General features: G+C 69.1%; 15 protein-coding genes. 9 read left to right on the forward strand and 6 right to left on the reverse strand.

What is annotated here, in order from left to right:
- Nucleotides 1–13: 13 nt before the first annotated feature.
- Nucleotides 14–997, reverse strand: a complete 984-nt coding sequence (locus KR541_RS03740) for a LysR family transcriptional regulator (protein ID WP_050011718.1) — start codon at nt 995–997, stop codon at nt 14–16.
- 747 nt (nt 998–1,744) lie between these two features.
- Here KR541_RS03740 and KR541_RS03745 point away from each other — a divergent pair.
- Entirely contained in the window at nt 1,745–2,956 is a 1,212-nt protein-coding gene (locus KR541_RS03745; protein WP_050011717.1) for a pyridoxal-phosphate-dependent aminotransferase family protein, read from the forward strand.
- Nucleotides 2,957–2,992: 36 nt separating this feature from the next.
- Here KR541_RS03745 and KR541_RS03750 read toward each other — a convergent pair whose 3' ends face one another.
- On the reverse strand, nt 2,993–3,928 hold the full coding sequence (locus KR541_RS03750) for a helix-turn-helix domain-containing protein (protein ID WP_050011716.1): 936 nt from the start codon (nt 3,926–3,928) through the stop codon (nt 2,993–2,995).
- A gap of 134 nt (nt 3,929–4,062) precedes the next feature.
- Between KR541_RS03750 and KR541_RS03755 the strand changes: the two genes are divergently transcribed.
- From KR541_RS03755 to KR541_RS03765, 3 genes are all read left to right on the forward strand, one after another.
- Nucleotides 4,063–4,953 (forward strand): DMT family transporter, encoded by an 891-nt coding sequence (locus tag KR541_RS03755; RefSeq protein WP_050011715.1) that lies wholly within the window; start codon nt 4,063–4,065, stop codon nt 4,951–4,953.
- 122 nt (nt 4,954–5,075) lie between these two features.
- Nucleotides 5,076–5,729, forward strand: coding sequence for a hypothetical protein (locus tag KR541_RS03760; RefSeq protein WP_235356148.1), 654 nt, complete (start codon nt 5,076–5,078; stop codon nt 5,727–5,729).
- Between the two features lie 51 nt (nt 5,730–5,780).
- Nucleotides 5,781–6,332, forward strand: coding sequence for an RES family NAD+ phosphorylase (locus KR541_RS03765; protein WP_252996644.1), 552 nt, complete (start codon nt 5,781–5,783; stop codon nt 6,330–6,332).
- 42 nt (nt 6,333–6,374) lie between these two features.
- Here KR541_RS03765 and KR541_RS03770 read toward each other — a convergent pair whose 3' ends face one another.
- A complete protein-coding gene (locus KR541_RS03770) occupies nt 6,375–7,589 on the reverse strand; it encodes an MFS transporter (protein WP_216089355.1) in 1,215 nt (404 codons plus the stop codon).
- A 333-nt stretch (nt 7,590–7,922) separates the two neighbouring features.
- Here KR541_RS03770 and xdhA point away from each other — a divergent pair, with 333 nt between their 5' ends.
- The 4 genes from xdhA to KR541_RS03790 all read left to right on the forward strand — a co-directional run bounded on the left by xdhA (nt 7,923) and on the right by KR541_RS03790 (nt 13,144).
- On the forward strand, nt 7,923–9,509 hold the full coding sequence (xdhA, locus tag KR541_RS03775; protein WP_216089356.1) for a xanthine dehydrogenase small subunit: 1,587 nt from the start codon (nt 7,923–7,925) through the stop codon (nt 9,507–9,509).
- 18 nt (nt 9,510–9,527) lie between these two features.
- Nucleotides 9,528–11,891: a xanthine dehydrogenase molybdopterin binding subunit gene (gene xdhB / locus KR541_RS03780; RefSeq protein ID WP_050011711.1), complete on the forward strand. Its 2,364-nt coding sequence runs from the start codon at nt 9,528–9,530 to the stop codon at nt 11,889–11,891.
- Between the two features lie 69 nt (nt 11,892–11,960).
- Nucleotides 11,961–12,629, forward strand: coding sequence for a xanthine dehydrogenase accessory protein XdhC (gene xdhC, locus KR541_RS03785; RefSeq protein WP_176015552.1), 669 nt, complete (start codon nt 11,961–11,963; stop codon nt 12,627–12,629).
- 113 nt (nt 12,630–12,742) lie between these two features.
- Complete coding sequence (locus KR541_RS03790; RefSeq protein WP_050011709.1) at nt 12,743–13,144, forward strand: nuclear transport factor 2 family protein; 402 nt, start codon at nt 12,743–12,745, stop codon at nt 13,142–13,144.
- Between the two features lie 45 nt (nt 13,145–13,189).
- Here KR541_RS03790 and KR541_RS03795 read toward each other — a convergent pair whose 3' ends face one another.
- The 3 genes from KR541_RS03795 to KR541_RS03805 all read right to left on the reverse strand — a co-directional run bounded on the left by KR541_RS03795 (nt 13,190) and on the right by KR541_RS03805 (nt 16,394).
- On the reverse strand, nt 13,190–14,137 hold the full coding sequence (locus KR541_RS03795; RefSeq protein ID WP_050011708.1) for a LysR family transcriptional regulator: 948 nt from the start codon (nt 14,135–14,137) through the stop codon (nt 13,190–13,192).
- A gap of 81 nt (nt 14,138–14,218) precedes the next feature.
- Complete coding sequence (locus tag KR541_RS03800; RefSeq protein WP_050011707.1) at nt 14,219–14,857, reverse strand: 2-hydroxychromene-2-carboxylate isomerase; 639 nt, start codon at nt 14,855–14,857, stop codon at nt 14,219–14,221.
- A gap of 94 nt (nt 14,858–14,951) precedes the next feature.
- Nucleotides 14,952–16,394: a TAXI family TRAP transporter solute-binding subunit gene (locus KR541_RS03805; protein ID WP_124555691.1), complete on the reverse strand. Its 1,443-nt coding sequence runs from the start codon at nt 16,392–16,394 to the stop codon at nt 14,952–14,954.
- A gap of 432 nt (nt 16,395–16,826) precedes the next feature.
- Here KR541_RS03805 and KR541_RS03810 point away from each other — a divergent pair, with 432 nt between their 5' ends.
- Nucleotides 16,827–17,192, forward strand: coding sequence for a BON domain-containing protein (locus KR541_RS03810; RefSeq protein ID WP_050011705.1), 366 nt, complete (start codon nt 16,827–16,829; stop codon nt 17,190–17,192).
- Nucleotides 17,193–17,206 lie beyond the last annotated feature (14 nt).

Consider the following 17,206-nt stretch of genomic DNA (forward strand, 5'->3'; position numbering starts at 1 on the left):
TGACGCGCGCAGTTTACTGCAGGCCCGTGACGATGTCGGAGCGTTCGGGGCCGCGCACCGGCCGCAGGAAGTCGTAGTCCGTCTGCCCGCGGGCGGCCGGCGCGCCGAAGTGCTCGAGCGCGTGCTCGACGAAGCTGCGCGTCCGGGCCGGCACGTACTGGCGGTTCGGATAGACGAGCGACAACTGCGCGTCGGGATCGTCGATCCGGTAGCCGGCCATCAGCCGCACGAGCGTGCCGTGGTTGAGCGCGTCGGCCACGCACGGCTCGGGCAGCACCGCGATGCCGGCACCGGCCACGGCCGCCGCCTGCACGAGCGCGAGCTGATTGACCGTGCAGGCCGGGCGCACCGTGACCGTATGGGCGACGCCGTCGTGACCGACGAGTTGCCACGTCGGCGCGTGCTGGTGCGCCGCGAGCGTGACCCAGTCGTGGCCCGGCAGGTCGTCGGGCACGCGCGGCTCGCCGCGGCGGTCGAGATACGCGGGCGCCGCGCACGCGACGAACGGGTTCGGCGCGAGCGCATGGCCGATCAGCGACGGGTTGCCGTCGAGCCGGGTGCCCGTGACGATGCCGACGTCGTAGCCCGAATCGAGCACGTCGAGCGGCCCTTCGGCGACGGTCAGCTGCACGCGCAGCTCCGGGTAGCGGTGCCGGAAGCTGCTGACGAGCGGCGTCAGCGCGAGCGGCGACAGCAGCCCCGACGCGACGACGCGCAGCGTGCCGGCCGGTTCGCGCACGGCATGCGCGACGGACGATTCGAGGTGGTCGAATTCCTCGAGCAACGCACGGCAACCGTCGAGGTAGCGTACGCCGGCCTCGGTAAGCGACAGGTTGCGCGTGGTGCGATGGATCAGCCGTGTGTTCAGGTGGCCCTCGAGCATCGCGATCGAACGCGTGACGAGCGCATTGGACACGCCGAGATGGTGCGCCGCGCGCCGGAAGCTTTGCTGCTCGGCGACGCAGACGAATACACGCATGGTCTGAATCTGGTTCATGGCTTGCGTATTTCTGGCCCGGTTGATTGATTTTGGTTGTGATTTATCGCCGCGCAACGTCGAAAGCGCATCGCGCGGCCCCAGCTCTCCCTCGTCTCGAAAATAGAATTTTCGATTCCGCAGATGATTGTTCAATAAAGAACAGATATCCGTCAACCTGAGAAAACGGGCGGCTTGCGTAAAATCGAAATCGCGAGTACCCGTTTAACGCTGCAATGCAGCAAGCGCGGGGCGGCAAAACCGGCATGGTATTGGAGTATGCGCGGTTTCTTGAAAAATATCTTTTTTAATCAGTATGTTGGGAGAAATTTTGGCAGCCCGTGGCGCAGCGCTTTCGGCGTCGTTCCCCAATACATGCTGCAATAGTGGATGTTTTTTCCACGTTCGGATTTTGTGTATCGCATTCGTTCCGCGATTTGTATCAGGTGGTCGGTACATTTCGTTCCATCCGCGAATGAGGCTGAACTGCCGTTTTCGACGAATCATCTCGATATTGGCGGAGAAAATCGTGCGTTCGGAACCCCGAGTGGAACCGTTTCGCGGCCGGCAGGCAATCCCTTTTCAATCCGGCCAGCCATCGCGGGCGCGGTGTGCGGCCGGCTGGCCCGGTCCGGCGACCGGGCCACCGTCGCGCTGTCCGGACGTGCGCGCCTCTTGCGCGAGGCGGCGGAACACGGAATGATCGATGAGTTGGCCGCGCCGTGCTACGGGCGTCCGGGCACTTCCTTTCCTCATCCTTTTCCAGCCATGTCCATCGATTATTCGCCGATTCCCTGTCCCGTCGTCGTGCCGCTCGACGCGATCCTGCCCGAAGAACCGCTGCTGATGATGGGAGCCGGCCCGGTGCCGATCCCGGCCGCGGTGGCCAAGGCGAACACGATCGTGATCAACCACCTCGGCGCGACGATGGCGAAGATCATCGAGCAGGTGAAGGAGATGGCGCGCTACGTGTTCCAGACCCGCACGAAGTGGGTGCTCGGCGTCGCGGGCCCGGGCTCGGCCGCGATGGAAATGGCGATCTCGAACCTCGCCTGGCGCGGCACGCGCGTGCTGTCGATCCGCAACGGCTTCTTCAGCGCGCGGATGGCCGAGATGGCCACGCGCGTCGGCGCCGACGTCGCGACGCTCGAAGTGGCCGACCGCGCGGTCGCGAGCCTCGACGAGATCGCCGACGCGATCGCCCGCGAGCAGCCCGAAATCGTCACGATCGTGCAGGGCGAGACGTCGAACACCGTCTGGAACCGCGACCTGCGCGACATCGCCGCGCTCGCGAAGGCGGCCGGCGCGCTGGTGGTCGTCGACGCGGTGTGCACGCTGTCGACGATGCCGCTCGAGATGGATGCGTGGGGCATCGACGCGGTGATCACCGGCGGCCAGAAGGGGCTGTCGTCGATCCCCGGCGTGTCGCTGATCGCGTTCTCCGATGCCGCGTGGGACCGCATGAAGCATCGCCCCGAGCCGAACGCGCACTGGTGCCTCGACATGGCGCTCGCGGAGAACTTCTGGCACAACGCCGGCTATCACTACACGGCGCCCGTGTCGGGCGTGCTCGCGCTGCACGAGGCGCTGCGGCTCGTCTGCGCGGAGACGCTCGAAAGCCGCTTCGCGCGCCACCTGCGCTGCTCGCTGGCGCTGCAGGCGGGCGTCGAATCGATGGGGCTCAAGCTCTATGCGCCGAAGGACTGCCGGCTCAATTCGGTGGTCGGGATCGAGACGCCCGAGGGGCTCACGCCCGGGATGGTCTGCGGCCATATCTCGAAGCAGTACCAGGTCGAGATCTCCGGCTCGTTCGGCTTGCCGATCGTGCGGATCGGGCAGATGGGCGAGCAGTGCCGCGAACACAACCTGTTCCGCACGCTGCATGCGTTCGGCCGCACGATGGTCGACCTGAAGGTGCCGGTCGACCTGCCGGCCGGCGTCGCGGCGCTCGAACAGGAACTGTCGCGGCGCGGCGCGTAAGCGGGAGCAGCGAGGAAACGAGGAAGCGGGCCGCGCTCAGCGGCCCTGCATCGCGCGCCGGTACGTATTCGGCGTCGTGCCGTGCGCGTCGCGAAAGCGATGGCTGAAGTGGCCGGCGTTCGCGTAGCCGCAGTCGGCCGCGATCTGCGCGAGCGGCAGCGCCGTCGTGCGCAGCAGCTCGCGGGCGCGGGCAAGCCGTTGCTCGGCCACCCATGCGTGCGGCGCGCGGCCGAACGACAGCCGGAACATCCGCGAGAAATGGTATTCGGACAGCGCGGCAACCTCGGCGAGTTCGCCGAGCGTCAGCGGCTGCGTGAGATACGTGTCGATGTAGTCGCGCACGCGGCGGCGCACGGCCGGCGCGAGCCCGCCGCGGAACGACGTGTCGGTGCGCGTCGTGCTCTGCCCGCGCAGCAGCAGGCTCAGCACGTCGTGCGCGGTCTCGTTCACGCGCAGCCGGTCGTCCGCATCGTCCCAGCCGTCGAGCGCGAGCGAGCGCAGCAGCGCCGCGACGCGCGCATCCTCGAAATAGGTGCGATCGGCGAGCTTCAGCTCGCGCGGTTCGCGATCGAGCTCGCGGATCGCGCGCTGCGTGAAGTGCTCGGGCAGGAAATACAGGTGGATGAAATGCATTTCGCCGCGCACCCACCAGCGCGATTCGTGGTCACCCGGCAACGCGCACAGCAGGCTCGGCGCGCCGTAGCGCGGCACGCGCTGGCGCTCGGTCCGGTAGCCGCCGTCGAGGTAGCACGACAGCGTGTGGTGGCCGGGCTGCTCGTAGACCGTCTCGCTTTCGTCGGTGATCCGCGTCCATTCGGCGATCGCGAGGTGGTCGCCGAGCCACGCGAAGCGCTCGAGCGTCGCGTTCGCGTCGGCGAGCGTGCGGCACACCGACTGCAGGCCGAACGGCAGATCGCCGCCAGCCAGGGCGGTGGTGCGGTCGACGGGCGGGGCGCAGAGGGAGAGACTCATGATGGGCCGAGTATAAGCGGGCGCGCGGCGCCGCGTGCGGCGTCCCGAAAAAGACCGCAATTCCGGACAATCGGCGCGCGCGGGGCGACGGCATAGTCGGGATCCCGATTCACCCGATTGTCAGGAACGCCGCCATGAACCTGTCGCTTTATTTCGTCACCGTGCTGATCTGGGGCACCACCTGGATCGCGATCAAGTGGCAGCTCGGCTCGGTGCCGCCGCCCGTGTCGATCGCGTGGCGCTTCTGGCTCGCGGCCGCCGTGCTGTTCGCGCTGCTGCGCGTGATGCGCCGCCCGGTGCGCCCCCCGCGCGAAGCGTGGCGCTTTCTCGTCGCGCAGGGCTTCGCGCTGTTCTGCCTGAATTTCCTGTGTTTCTACTATGCGGAGCAGGTCGTGCCGAGCGGGCTCGTCGCGGTGATCTTCTCGACCGCGCCGCTGCTGAACTCGATCAACGGCCGGCTGTTCATGGGCCGCCCGCTGCGGCCGTCGGCGATCGCCGGCGCGCTGCTCGGCCTGACCGGCATCGCGTGCCTGTTCTGGCAGCAGATGGCTGGCCATCTCGACGACCACGCGACGTGGACGGGGCTCGCGATCGCGTTCGCCGGCACGATGTGCTTCTCGGCAGGCAACCTGCTGTCGAGCCGGATGCAGTCGATGGGGCTGCACCCGCTCGCGACCAACGGCTGGGCGATGCTGATCGGCGCGGCGATCCTGACCGTCGGCGCCGCGGTGGCCGGGATGCCGTTCACGCTCGACACGAGCCCGCGCTATCTCGGCGCGCTCGCGTACCTCGCCGTGCCGGGCTCGGTGATCGGTTTCACCGCGTACCTGACGCTCGTCGGCCGGATCGGGCCGGAGCGCGCCGCGTACTGCACGGTGCTGTTCCCGATCGTCGCGCTGGCCGTGTCGACGGTGTTCGAGGGCTACCAGTGGTCGCCCCTCGCGGTGATCGGGCTGCTGCTCGTGGTGGCCGGCAATCTCGTCGCGTTCGACCTCACGCGGCGGTTGTTTCTGCGGACGGCGTGACGGCGTTCGCGGCTGCGCGAACCCGCGATCGAGGAAACCGGCGAACGGTTGATTTGGTTGACACGGTTGACTTGGTTTCGATTCAAGGCTACGCTCGATCATTCCGGTCGTGACGGGAGGTGATGATGATTGCGCGGGCTCATACGCTGGAAGGAACGGCCGTCGTTCTTGATGTCGAGACGGAGGAAGCGCTGCGCAGCGCCGTCGGCGCGGCGACCATGCTCGGCCCCGATCGCGCGCGGGCGCTGCTCAGCCTGTCCGACGAGCAATTGGGGCACCTGTTCAAGGTCGGCATCGCGCAGGTCATCGATCTGGCCGGCACGATCACGTTCGGCATCGCCGCTGCGGCGACGCGCGACAGGCCGGCCCGCGGGAAGAAGCGGGCGGCGGCAGTCGCCGCCGCCGATCCGGAGCGGCAGGTGCAGGCCGAACGGCGCATGCTGGTCGCCGACGGCAAGCTGCTGCCCGCCGCGCAGACATGGGCCGGCCTCGGCATGACGCGGCAGGCGCTCAGCAAGGCCGTGGCGTCCGGCCGGATCTTCACGGTCGATGTCGGCGCCGCACAGTACTACCCGGCCTTCTACCTGGCGGGAGATATCGATCGGAAGACGTTGGGCCGGGTGACCCAATGTCTGGGCGGTTTGCCGGGATGGAGCAAATGGCAGTTCTTCACGACGCCGAAGGCATCGCTGGGCAACGTCACGCCGCTCGTCGCGCTGTCGCGCGGGAAGGTGGGTGAAGTCGAGCGCGCCGCCACGGCGTTCGCCGAGCGCTAGGCGGCCCGTTTGCTGACGGCGCCAGGAGCACATTTCGCGAGCGCGACACTGGTGACTCGCGAAGTTGCGCCGACGGCGCTGCTGCGCATCTCGCGATTCGCGACGGGCGAGCCGTACTTCGGCAAGTCGGGCGGCAACCGCTTCGACGATCCACGCAAGCGACGGCGGTACGGCACCAGCTATTTCGGCTTCGATCTGCATTGCGCATTCGCCGAGACGGTGCTGCACGACGAAGTCGCCGATCTGGCGCTGGGCGGTTTCCCGCTCGTGACGACCGAACTCGATCGCTACGTCCTTTCGTTTGGCGGCGCGCCGCTGACCGTCGCCGTCCTGCACGGCTTGCCACTGAAGAATCTCGGGGGTGACGGCGCGTTGTCGACCATCGCACCGTACGACGTTCCGCAACAGTGGTCGCTTGCCGTCCACCGGCATCCCCGTCGCGTCGACGGGTTTTTATACATGTCGCGCCATCTCAACACGTCGGAAGCGCTCGTGCTGTTCGATCGTGCGGAGCCGAAGCTCTCGCTCGGTCGCGCCGTTTCGTTCAGGCGTCATCCCGATGCGGCCCGCGTATTGCGGGACTTCAACGTACTGCTGCGTTGACGCGTGTGGCGCGTGACCCACGCGCCAACGCGCGCATCCCTCTCACGCCGCCGCGCCGCTCCCCGCCACGCGCGCCTGCCGCTGGTACAGCACCATCGACAGCGCGACGCCCGCGGCCGCGGCCACCGCCGCGAACAGGAACACCTGCGGATAGCCGAACGCACCGGCCACATAGCCGGCGAGCGGGCCGGTCATGCCGAGCGACAGGTCGAGGAACACCGAATACGCGGACAGCGCCGCGCCGCGGCTCGCGGGCGGCACCAGCGCGACGGCCTCGACGCCGAGCGCCGGGAAGATCAGCGCGAAGCCGAAGCCCGTCAGCGCCGCGCCGACGAGCGCGACGTGCGGCACCGGCGCGAGCCACAGCAGCAAAAGGCCCGCGGATTCGAACGCGAACGACACGATCGCGACGCGGAAGCCGCCGTAGGTCTTGATCGTGTTCGCGAACAACAGGCGCGCGCCGATGAACAGCGTGCCGAACACGGTCAGCGACAGCGCGGCGTTCGGCCAGTGGCGCGCCGCGTAGTACAGCGTGACGAACGTCGCGATCGAGCCGAAGCCGGCCGAACCGAGCGCGAGGCCGAGGCCGTGCGGCAGCACGCGCGTGAACACGCTCGCATACGACATCCGTTCGCCGTGCACGAGCGGCACCGGCGCGATCGGGCGAGCGAGGGTGAAGCCGAGCGCGGCGAGCGCGATCACGATCACGCCGATCAGCGCCGGATTCAGCGTATGCGCGATCGCGACGCCGACCGGCGCGCCGAGCGCGAGCGCGCCGTAGGTCGCGATGCCGTTCCACGAGATCACCTTCGCGTTGTGCGCGACGCCGACCCGGCCGATGCCCCACAGGATCGCGCCGGTGCCGCACAGGCTTTCGCCGACGCCGAGCACGAGCCGGCTCGCGACCAGCAGCACGAGGCTCGCGACCGGCCAGTGCGCGAGCAGCAGCGCGACCAGCAGCAGCACGCCCGACACGCCGCAGCCGACCAGCCCGCGCAGCACCGTCTGCTTCGGCCCGAGCGTATCGGCGAGGCGCCCGGCGAGCGGCCGCGACGCGAGCGTCGCGAAATACTGGACGCTGATCGCCCCGCCCGCGACGATCGCGGAAAAGCCGAGGTCGTCGTGGACGAAGCCGGGCAGCACCGCGAGCGGCAGGCCGATGGTCAGGTAGCAGATGAACGTGAAGCAGACGACGGACACGATTTGCAGCGTGACCGCAAACCCGCTGCGCGGCGGTGTGGCGGAATCGGATGACATGGGGTCGGAACGAATGGCGGAGCCAACGGAAAACGGCGGAAAAGGGAATCGGGATTTTCCCATGGAACCGGTTTTCACGCAGGTACCGCTTAGTTAACTGCGCCCCGTTCGTAGAGAGGACCGCCGGTCACGGGGGCAGGGATGGACGGAGCGCCCCGTCCGGCAAGGGCGTCAGCCGGCCGGGCGCGCATATCGCGGCAGTTATATGAGCCGCATGCGTGATGGGCTATGGGTTGCGGAATTTGACGGTGATAGCGTGCAAACTGTCGGAAAAACGTCGGTCGAGCGCTCCGCGCAGGCCGCCTTGCCCCCCATTTGAAGAAACACCGAGACATGAGTGAGCCGATCCGCTTCTACCATCGTCACGCGATCCGCGAAGTCAGCGGCGCGGACGTGACCCGCACCGTGCTGCAATACCTGCGCGAGGACGCGCATTGCACCGGCACCAAGGAAGGCTGCGCGGAAGGCGACTGCGGCGCGTGCACGGTCGTCGTCGGCGAGCTGACCGACGCCGGCGCGGTCGAGTTCAAGGCCGTCAACGCATGCATCCAGTTCCTGCCGACGCTCGACGGCAAGGCGCTGCTCACGGTCGAGGACCTGCGCCGGCCGGACGGTTCGCTGCACCCGGTGCAGCAGGCGATGGTCGATTGCCACGGGTCGCAGTGCGGCTTCTGCACGCCCGGCTTCGTGATGTCGATGTGGGCGCTGTACGAGAAGCACGGCCACGAAGGCTGCGGCAGCGCGTGCGCGAAGGCGAAGGACGTGCCGACGCGCACCGAGATCGCCGATGCGCTGACGGGCAACCTGTGCCGCTGTACCGGCTATCGCCCGATCGTCGATGCGGCGGTGCGGATGTTCGATGCGAGCGGCGAAGGCGCGACCGGCGAAGCCGCGCCGCAGCCGGCCGCGCCGGTCGACACGGCCGCGCTCGCCCGCACGCTCGCATCGCTCAAGCGCGACGACACGTTCGACTACGCGACGGTCAACGGCGCGCGCTTCGCGGCGCCGCGCACGCTCGACGCGCTGGCCGCGCTGAAGGCCGAGCGTCCCGACGCGCGCATTCTCGCGGGCAGCACCGACATCGGCCTGTGGGTCACCAAGCAGATGCGCCGCCTCGACGACCTGATCTACGTCGGCCAGATCGCCGAACTGCAGCAGGTCGTGCACGGCGACGACTGGATCGGGATCGGCGCGGGCGTGACGGTCGAAAAGGCCTATGCGGCGCTGGCCGGCACGTATCCGGAACTGACCGAGATGTGGAAGCGCTTCGCGTCGCTGCCGATCCGCAACGCGGGCACGCTCGGCGGCAACGTCGCGAACGGCTCGCCGATCGGCGATTCGATGCCGGGCCTGATCGCGCTCGGCGCACGCGTCGTGCTGCGCGGCGGCGACATGGTGCGCGAGCTGCCGCTCGAGGCGCTGTACACCGGTTATCAACAAAAGGACCTGGCGCCGCACGAATTCGTCGTCGGCGTGAAGGTGCCGACCCGCACCGGCGCCCGTGCAAAGCTGCAGTTCCGCACGTACAAGCTGTCGAAGCGGTTCGATTCGGACATCTCGGCCGTGTGCGCGGCGTTCGCGTTCATCGCGGACGGCGACAGGATCCGCGAGCCGCGCATCGCGTTCGGCGGGATGGCCGCGACGCCGAAGCGCGCGGCCCATACGGAAGCCGTGCTCGACGGCGCGCAGTGGCACGAAGCCACCGCGCAGGCCGCGATGCAGGCGCTCGAGCGCGACTACCAGCCGCTGTCCGACATGCGCGCAACCAGCACGTATCGCCTCGATACCGCGAAGAACCTGATGTTCCGATTCTGGCTGGAGACGCGCCCGCACGACCCGCTGCCGCCGCAGGCGCTGAACGTGCGCGAAGTGGCCGCCGAAGCAGGCGCTGAAGTTGCCGACGACGCGGCACGCGTCTGACGACGGAGAACACCGAACATGAACCAGCAAGCAGAACCGTTCCTGAGCACCCTCGACCCGCAGGCCGACGCCGCGCAGGTGCACGTGTCGCGTGCGCACGAATCCGCCCACCTGCACGTGAGCGGCCGCGCGACCTATACCGACGACATCCCGCTCGTCGCCGGCACGCTGCACGCGGCGCTCGGGTTGTCCGCGAAGCCGCACGCGAAGATCGTGTCGATGAACTTCGACGCGGTGCGCGCGACGCCGGGCGTGGTCGCCGTGTTCACGGCCGACGACATCCCGGGCGTCAACGATTGCGGCCCGATCATCCACGACGATCCGGTGCTCGCGAACGGCATCGTGCAGTTCGTCGGCCAGCCGATGTTCATCGTCGTCGCGACGTCGCATGAAACCGCGCGGCTCGCCGCGCGGCGCGCGCAGGTCGACTACGAGGAACTGCCCGCGATCCTGACCGCGCAGGAAGCGCGCAAGGCCGAAACCTACGTGATTCCGCCGCTGAAGCTCGCGCGCGGCGACGCGGCCGCGCGGCTCGCCGCCGCGCCGCACCGCGAGTCGGGCGAGATGCTGCTTGGCGGCCAGGAGCAGTTCTACCTGGAAGGGCAGATCGCGTACGCGGTGCCGAAGGACGACGACGGGATGCACGTGTACTGCTCGACGCAGCACCCGAGCGAGATGCAGCACCTGGTCGCGCACGTGCTCGGCGTCGCGTCGCACAACGTGCTGGTCGAATGCCGCCGGATGGGCGGCGGCTTCGGCGGCAAGGAATCGCAGTCGGGCCTGTTCGCATGCTGCGCGGCGCTCGCCGCATGGAAGCTGCTGTGCCCGGTGAAGCTGCGTCCGGACCGCGACGACGACATGATGATCACCGGCAAGCGGCACGACTTCCATTACCGCTTCGACGTCGGCTACGACGACGACGGCCGCATCGACGGCGTCGCGCTCGACATGACGTCGCGCTGCGGCTTCTCGGCCGACCTGTCGGGCCCGGTGATGACGCGCGCGGTGTGCCACTTCGACAACGCGTACTGGCTCGGCGACGTCGACATCGCCGGCTACTGCGGCAAGACCAACACGCAGTCGAACACCGCGTTCCGCGGCTTCGGCGGCCCGCAGGGCGCGTTCGCGATCGAAACCATCCTCGACGACATCGCGCGTTCGCTTGGCCGCGATCCGCTCGACGTCCGCTACGCGAACCTGTACGGCAAGACCGAACGGAACGTGACGCCGTACGGGCAGACCGTCGAGGACAACGTGCTGCACGAATTGCTCGGCGAACTCGAGACGACGAGCGACTACCGCGCGCGGCGCGCGGGCGTGCGCGCCTTCAACGCCCGCAACACGGTGCTGAAGAAAGGCATCGCGCTCACGCCGGTGAAATTCGGCATCGCGTTCAACGTCACGCACTTCAACCAGGCCGGCGCGCTCGTGCACATCTACACCGACGGCTCGGTGCTCGTGAACCACGGCGGCACGGAGATGGGGCAGGGGCTCAACACGAAGGTCGCGCAGGTCGTCGCGCACGAACTCGGCATCCGCTTCGGCCGGATCCGCGTGACCGCGACCGACACGAGCAAGGTCGCGAACACGTCCGCGACCGCCGCGTCGACGGGCTCCGACCTGAACGGCAAGGCCGCGCAGGACGCGGCGCGCCAGTTGCGCGAGCGGCTCGCGGCGTTCGCGGCGAAGCAGTTCGGCGACGGCAACGTCGAGGCGGCCGACGTGAAGTTCGGCAACGACGTCGTGTGGGTCGGCGGCCATGGCGTGCCGTTCGGCGAGGTGGTCGCGAAGGCGTATCTCGCGCGCGTGCAGCTGTGGTCCGACGGGTTTTATGCGACGCCGAAGCTGCACTGGGATCAATCGAAGCTGCAGGGCCGGCCGTTCTACTACTACTCGTACGGCGCGGCCGTGTCGGAAGTCGTGGTCGACACGCTGACGGGCGAGATGCGCACGCTGCGCGTCGATGCGCTGCACGACGTCGGCGCGTCGCTGAACCCGGCGCTCGACATCGGCCAGGTCGAAGGCGCGTTCATCCAGGGGATGGGCTGGTTGACGACCGAGGAGCTGTGGTGGAACGCGGGCGGCAAGCTGATGACGCATGCGCCGTCCACGTACAAGATCCCGACGGTGAACGACACGCCGCCCGAGTTCAACGTGCGGCTGTTCCAGAACCGCAACGTCGAGGACAGCATCCACCGCTCGAAGGCCGTCGGCGAGCCGCCGCTGCTGCTGCCGTTCTCGGTGTTCTTCGCGGTGCGCGATGCGGTGGCCGCGGTCGGCGACTACCAGGTGAATCCGCCGCTCGACGCGCCGGCCACGGGCGAGTCGATCCTGCGCGCGATCGGCGCGGTGCGTGCGGCGAGCGCGAGCCGGGCAGGTTGAGATGAAACGCTCTTTGCGCTTGCTTCGTTCGTTGCTCGCTCACGGCGGCACGACCCGACGGAGGCCGGCATGAACGGCCCCGCTCGTTCGCCGCGTGCCGCGTCGCAGGCGTCCGCCGCCGGATGCGACGGCGCGTGCGGCAGCGCGTCGTCGCAACGACAGCCGTTCGCGCCCGGCTCCGGCCAGCGCAACCGCGTGACCGCAGCACCGCCGCCGATGCACATCGTGCTGTTCGGCGCGGGGCACGTCGGCCACGCGCTCGTCACGCTGCTCGGCGCGCTGCCGTGCGTCGTGCAGTGGGTCGACACGCGCGACGAGCTGTTCCCGGACGAATGTCCGCCGAACGTGCAGCCGGAGCCGACCGACACGCCGGAGGCCGTCGTCGACGCGGCGCCGCCCGGCGCGTACTTCCTCGTGATGACGCACAACCACGCGCTCGACTTCGCGCTCGCCGCGCAGATCATGCGGCGGCGCGACTACGCGTACTTCGGAATGATCGGCTCGCGCACCAAGCGCGTGAAGTTCGAGCGCCGGCTCGCCGCGCGCGGCGTCGATCCGGCGCGGCTCGTCGAGATGGTGTGCCCGATCGGCGTCGCGGGCATCGTCGACAAGGCACCGGGCGCGATCGCGGTGGCCGTCTGCGCGGAGCTGCTGCAGGCCCGCTCGGGCATGCCGGTGGCCAATGCGAAGGCGGCCGCGGCCGGGCGCGCACGCGACGACCTGTCCTGCGCGCGCTAAAACGCGCGGTAAAACGGTCATGCCGCGCGGCTGGCGCACGACCGCGCGTTTTTGCCTACACTGCACGACAACGCGCGGCAGCGGGCCGCGCTTCACGTCACCGTGCACGCCCCATGTCCGATCACTCCGTCTATCTCGACGCGCTCGATGCGAGCCTCGTCGCCATCGAGCGCTGGCTGTCCGGCGTCGATACCGCGCCGGCGGCGCTCGATGCGCTGCTCGCCGCGTTTTCCGTCGACTTCACGATGATCCTGACCGACGGCCGCGTGGTCGACCATGACGGCATGCGCGCGCTGTTCGCGAAGCTGGCCGGCGCGAAGCCGGGGCTGCACATCGCGCTGTCGGAGATCCGCGTGCTCGCGGCCGATGCAGCGCATGCGGTGGTCACCTATCTCGAAACGCAGCATGCGGCAGCGGGCGAACTGCCGGCGCGCCGCGCGACCGCCGTGTTCGCGCGCGACGCGGCGGGCGTCGTGCGCTGGACTCATCTGCAGGAAACCTTCTGCACGGCCTGAGCGGCCGCGCTGCCTGACCACTCCGCGCCGCGCTTTGGCCGCGCGTCAGCGCTTGCGCGTGCGGGCGACCGTCAGTTCGTCGGACACGCTCTGCATCAGCGCGCACAGCCACGCGATGTCGGTCGGCCGATCGGGTTGCGGGTGCGTGAGCAGGTAGCTCTTGATGCGCGGGAACGGCACGGGCGGCGTGACGACGACGAGCGGCAGCAGTTGCGCATAGTGCGTCGCGAAGCGGCGCGTCGTCGTGAAGATCAGGTCCGACTGCAGCAGCACCTGCGGCACGATCCCGAAATACGGCAGCGTCGTCACGATGCGCCGCGTGAGGCGTGCGCGCGCGAGGCCGATCTCGATCGCGTTGCGCTTGTCGCCGGTGTACGGCGTCGGCGCGACGTGCGCGGCCGACGCATACGCGTCGCGCGTGAGCGGTTCGCGGGCGAGCGGATGCGCGTCGCGCATCAGGCACACGATCGTGTCGGAGAACAGGTCCTGGCGCGCGAACTGCGGGTCGGGCTTCGGCCAGTTGCCGATCACGAGATCGAGCGCACCCGATTGGAGCGCGCCCGCGTGGTCGAGCGCGGGATTCAGCGAATCGATTTCCAGATGCGCATGCGGCGCCGCGTCGCGAAAGCGCTCGATCAGCGTCGGCATGAAGAAATCGTTCAGGTAGTCGGGTGCGGCGACGCGGAATGTGCGCCGCGCGGACGACGGATCGAAGTCGCCGTGCGGCGTCGCGATGAAGTCGACCTCGCGCAGCGCGCGCGACGCGGCTTCGAGCAGCGACGCGCCGTATTCGGTCGGCACCATGCCGGATTTGCCGCGCACGAGGATCGGGTCGTTCAGCGTCTCGCGCAGCTTGCGCAGCGCGGTGCTGATCGCGGGCTGGGTCTGGTTCAGCCGCAGCGCGGCCTGCGTGACGCTGCGCTCGAGCAACAGCGTGCGCAATACGCGCACGAGCCAGATGTCGAGCGAGGCGGTACGGTCGTCGTCGTCCATTGGTGGGGGGTGATTCAGGGGACGCGTAACCTTACCGCAGCCGCGCGTTGCCGTGCGTGATACCGGCCATCACGCACCCCATCACGCGCGGCCCTTCGGCAGCGTGCTGATCCGCTTGACCTCGCGCGATTCGAGCCAGTTCGGCGTGCGCGCGCAGTACAGCACCATCGGCAGCGCGTCCTCGCCCCAGAACAGCTGCTTGTTCATCCAGAAGGTGGGCACGCCGAACACGCCGAGCGCGATCGCATCGGCCGTGTTGCGGGCCAGCTGCGCGGCGGTTTCCTCGAATTCGATCAGCTCGTCGCCGTGGCTCACGCCGACGCGTTCGCACAGCGCCGCGAAGCCGTCCGGCGTCGATGGATCGTTGCCTTCTCGCCAGACGAAGCGGAACATTTCCAGCACCGTCACGATATCGGCGCGCAGCGCGATCGCGAGGCGCAGCACCTTGTCGGAATCGAATGGATGCGCGGGCGGCATCTTGAAGCGGATGCCGAGCTGTTCCGCGCGAAACAGCGCGTGACGGTACGTGAACACGCGCTTGGCCGGCACGTCGGCGCTCGGGCGCTGGCCCCAGTGGCGCTGCAGGTCGGGCAGCGATACGGCGACGGGGTTGAACGGCACGTCCGGCCATTTGTCGTGCTGCTCGAGCAGCAGATACGAGAACGGCGACACGAAGTCGAAGAACCAGGCGGGTTGGGCGGTATCGAGGCCGGTTGTCATGTCGTTCTCCAGAAGGGGGGGCGTGCGGCGCCTGGCGGCGGCCTCCATGTTACGCGGCAGCGCGCGCATGCAGCAATGATCGCGGATCGTTCGCTCACGCGGAACCGGGAGTCGCCCGGGGGCCATCGCCGGCCGGCGGCGGGCCGGTTTCCGCGCGCGCCGGCGAATTGCCGGCGCCGGGCGGGCCCGCCGGCGCATCCTGGTCGTGCGCGGTGAGCCGTTCGCGCACGAAGCCGATGTGCTCGCGCAGCACGTAGAACTGCCCGGCGTACGCGAGCGGCATCTTCATCCGGTTCACGGCTTCCTCGATGTCGTCGAGCTCGTCGAGCAACTGCACGCGCTCCTCGGCCGTATGTTCGCCGAGCGCGCGGCGCTCGAGCGCGATCAGCGCGCCGTACCAGCGGTAGATGCGCGAGCGCACGCGCCAGCCGTACAGCGACGGCACGAGCCGCAGCCCGGGGATCAGCACGACGATCAGCGGCACGACCACGACCAGCAGCCGGTCGACGAGGCTCGCGACCCAGAACGGCAGCCGCCGGTACAGGAAGCTCTTGCCCGACTTGTAGTAGCGGGCGGCGTCGTCGGACAGCGGAAAGCCGCGCGTGACGGACGACGGGAATTCGCCCGCGTGCTGCAGGATCGTCGCGTGGCCGTGCACTTCGCGCGCGGCCTCGATCAGCAGGTCGGACAGCGCCGGGTGCAGCGAGTCGCGCGCGACGAGTTCGATCGTCGGCGCGACCGTGTGGATGTCGGCCGGCGGCAGGTTGCGGCCGAGATCGTAGACGCCCATCGGCAGCGTGATCGCGGTCAGATACGGAAAGCGCCGCGCGTACGCCTCGGCCTGCGTGAACGAATATACGTGCACGCCGGGCGCGCGGAACAGCTTTGCCATCACCGGGATCTGCGTCGAGTCGCCGGACAGGAACGCGGCGTCGATCTTGCCGTCGAGCAGCGCGGTCGCGGCGTCCTCGCCGGCGGTCGGCAGCAACTCGGTCGGGCCGCCCGGCACGATGCCGTTCATCTTCAGCAGCGCGAGGCTCAGTTCGCGCGCGCCGCTGCCTTCGGCGCCGAGCGCGAGCCGCTTGCCCTTGAAATCGGACAGGCGCGCGACGACCGGGCCGCGGTACATGATCGCGAGCGGCACGTAGCCGATGCTGCCGAGCGACACCAGATGCTCGTCGCGCTCCTTCGGGCCGATGCCGCTCTGCACGAAGCCGACGTCGACCGGCGCGTTCGGGTTCGACAGCCGCGCGAGGTTCTGCGCGGAACCTTCGGACGATTGAACGTCGAGCGTGACGCCGTTTTTCGCGAGGATCGTCTTGTATTTCTGCGCGGCGTTCCAGTACGTGCTGCCGGGCGGCCCGGCCGAGATCACGAGCGTGGACGGCGGCGCCGGCTGGATCAGCTTGACCGCGAGCCAGACGGCCGCGCCGGCGAGCAGCACGGTCGGGCCGATCGACAGCGCGAGGTCGCGCCACGACACGGCGACGAAGCGGGCGAGGATGCGGCGCGGCGGGCGGGGACGGGCAGGCTTCATGGGATCGGCGGATGACGCTGGCGTGACGCATCGGTGACGGTCGTCGCGGGACGATGCGGATTCTCGCGGCGATGGTACCCGGTTTCCCTGCGCCTGCGCGAGTCGGGGCGGTATTGCACCGCGGCGCCGCGACGGCGGCGGGCATCCCGGCGTCAAAAGCTTTGCGCTTCGGCGGGCGCTGGATTACATTGTGCGACGCAGCCGCGCCCGATTCGCGCGCGACCCGGCACGTCATGAGGCCGGGCGCGTCCGGCCGGCGGCTGCCCGGCCCGACCGGCCCGCTTTTGCGTGCGCCGGCCGCCGGCCCGTGACGCCTCTCTCGTATCGCCGTGGAAAACACCGGCTGTCCCGCCCGTTCGCGCGCGGGCCGGCTGTTTTTGGGGGTATCCGGCCGTACTGTGCACGGCCGTTCCGGAGTGATAAGGAGATAGCATGAAGTCGATCGTGTTGAGAGCGTTGGGCGTCGCCGCCGTGGCGGCCTGTCTGTCGGGCAGCGTATATGCGCAGTCGAGCGACGCAGCGGCAACGGAAGCGCCGGCGGCCGCGACGAGCGCGCCGAAAGCCGCCGCGAAAACCGCGAAGAAGGCGAACCGCAAGCTCGGCTATGCGGTGCGCAAGGCCATTACGAAGGCAGGCGGCATCGACGTGGCGAACCTCGTCGTGCGCTCGAAGGGCGGCGCGATCACGCTGGAGGGCACGGTGCCCGACCAGGCTCAGATCGACAAGGCGGAAGAGGCGGCGAAGGGCGTGAGCGGTGTGACGTCGGTCACGAACAAGCTGACGGTTCAGCAGCAGTAACGCCGGGCGGCGGC

This window comes from Burkholderia sola, assembly GCF_905400185.1.
In the GTDB taxonomy this organism is placed as follows: domain Bacteria; phylum Pseudomonadota; class Gammaproteobacteria; order Burkholderiales; family Burkholderiaceae; genus Burkholderia; species Burkholderia sola.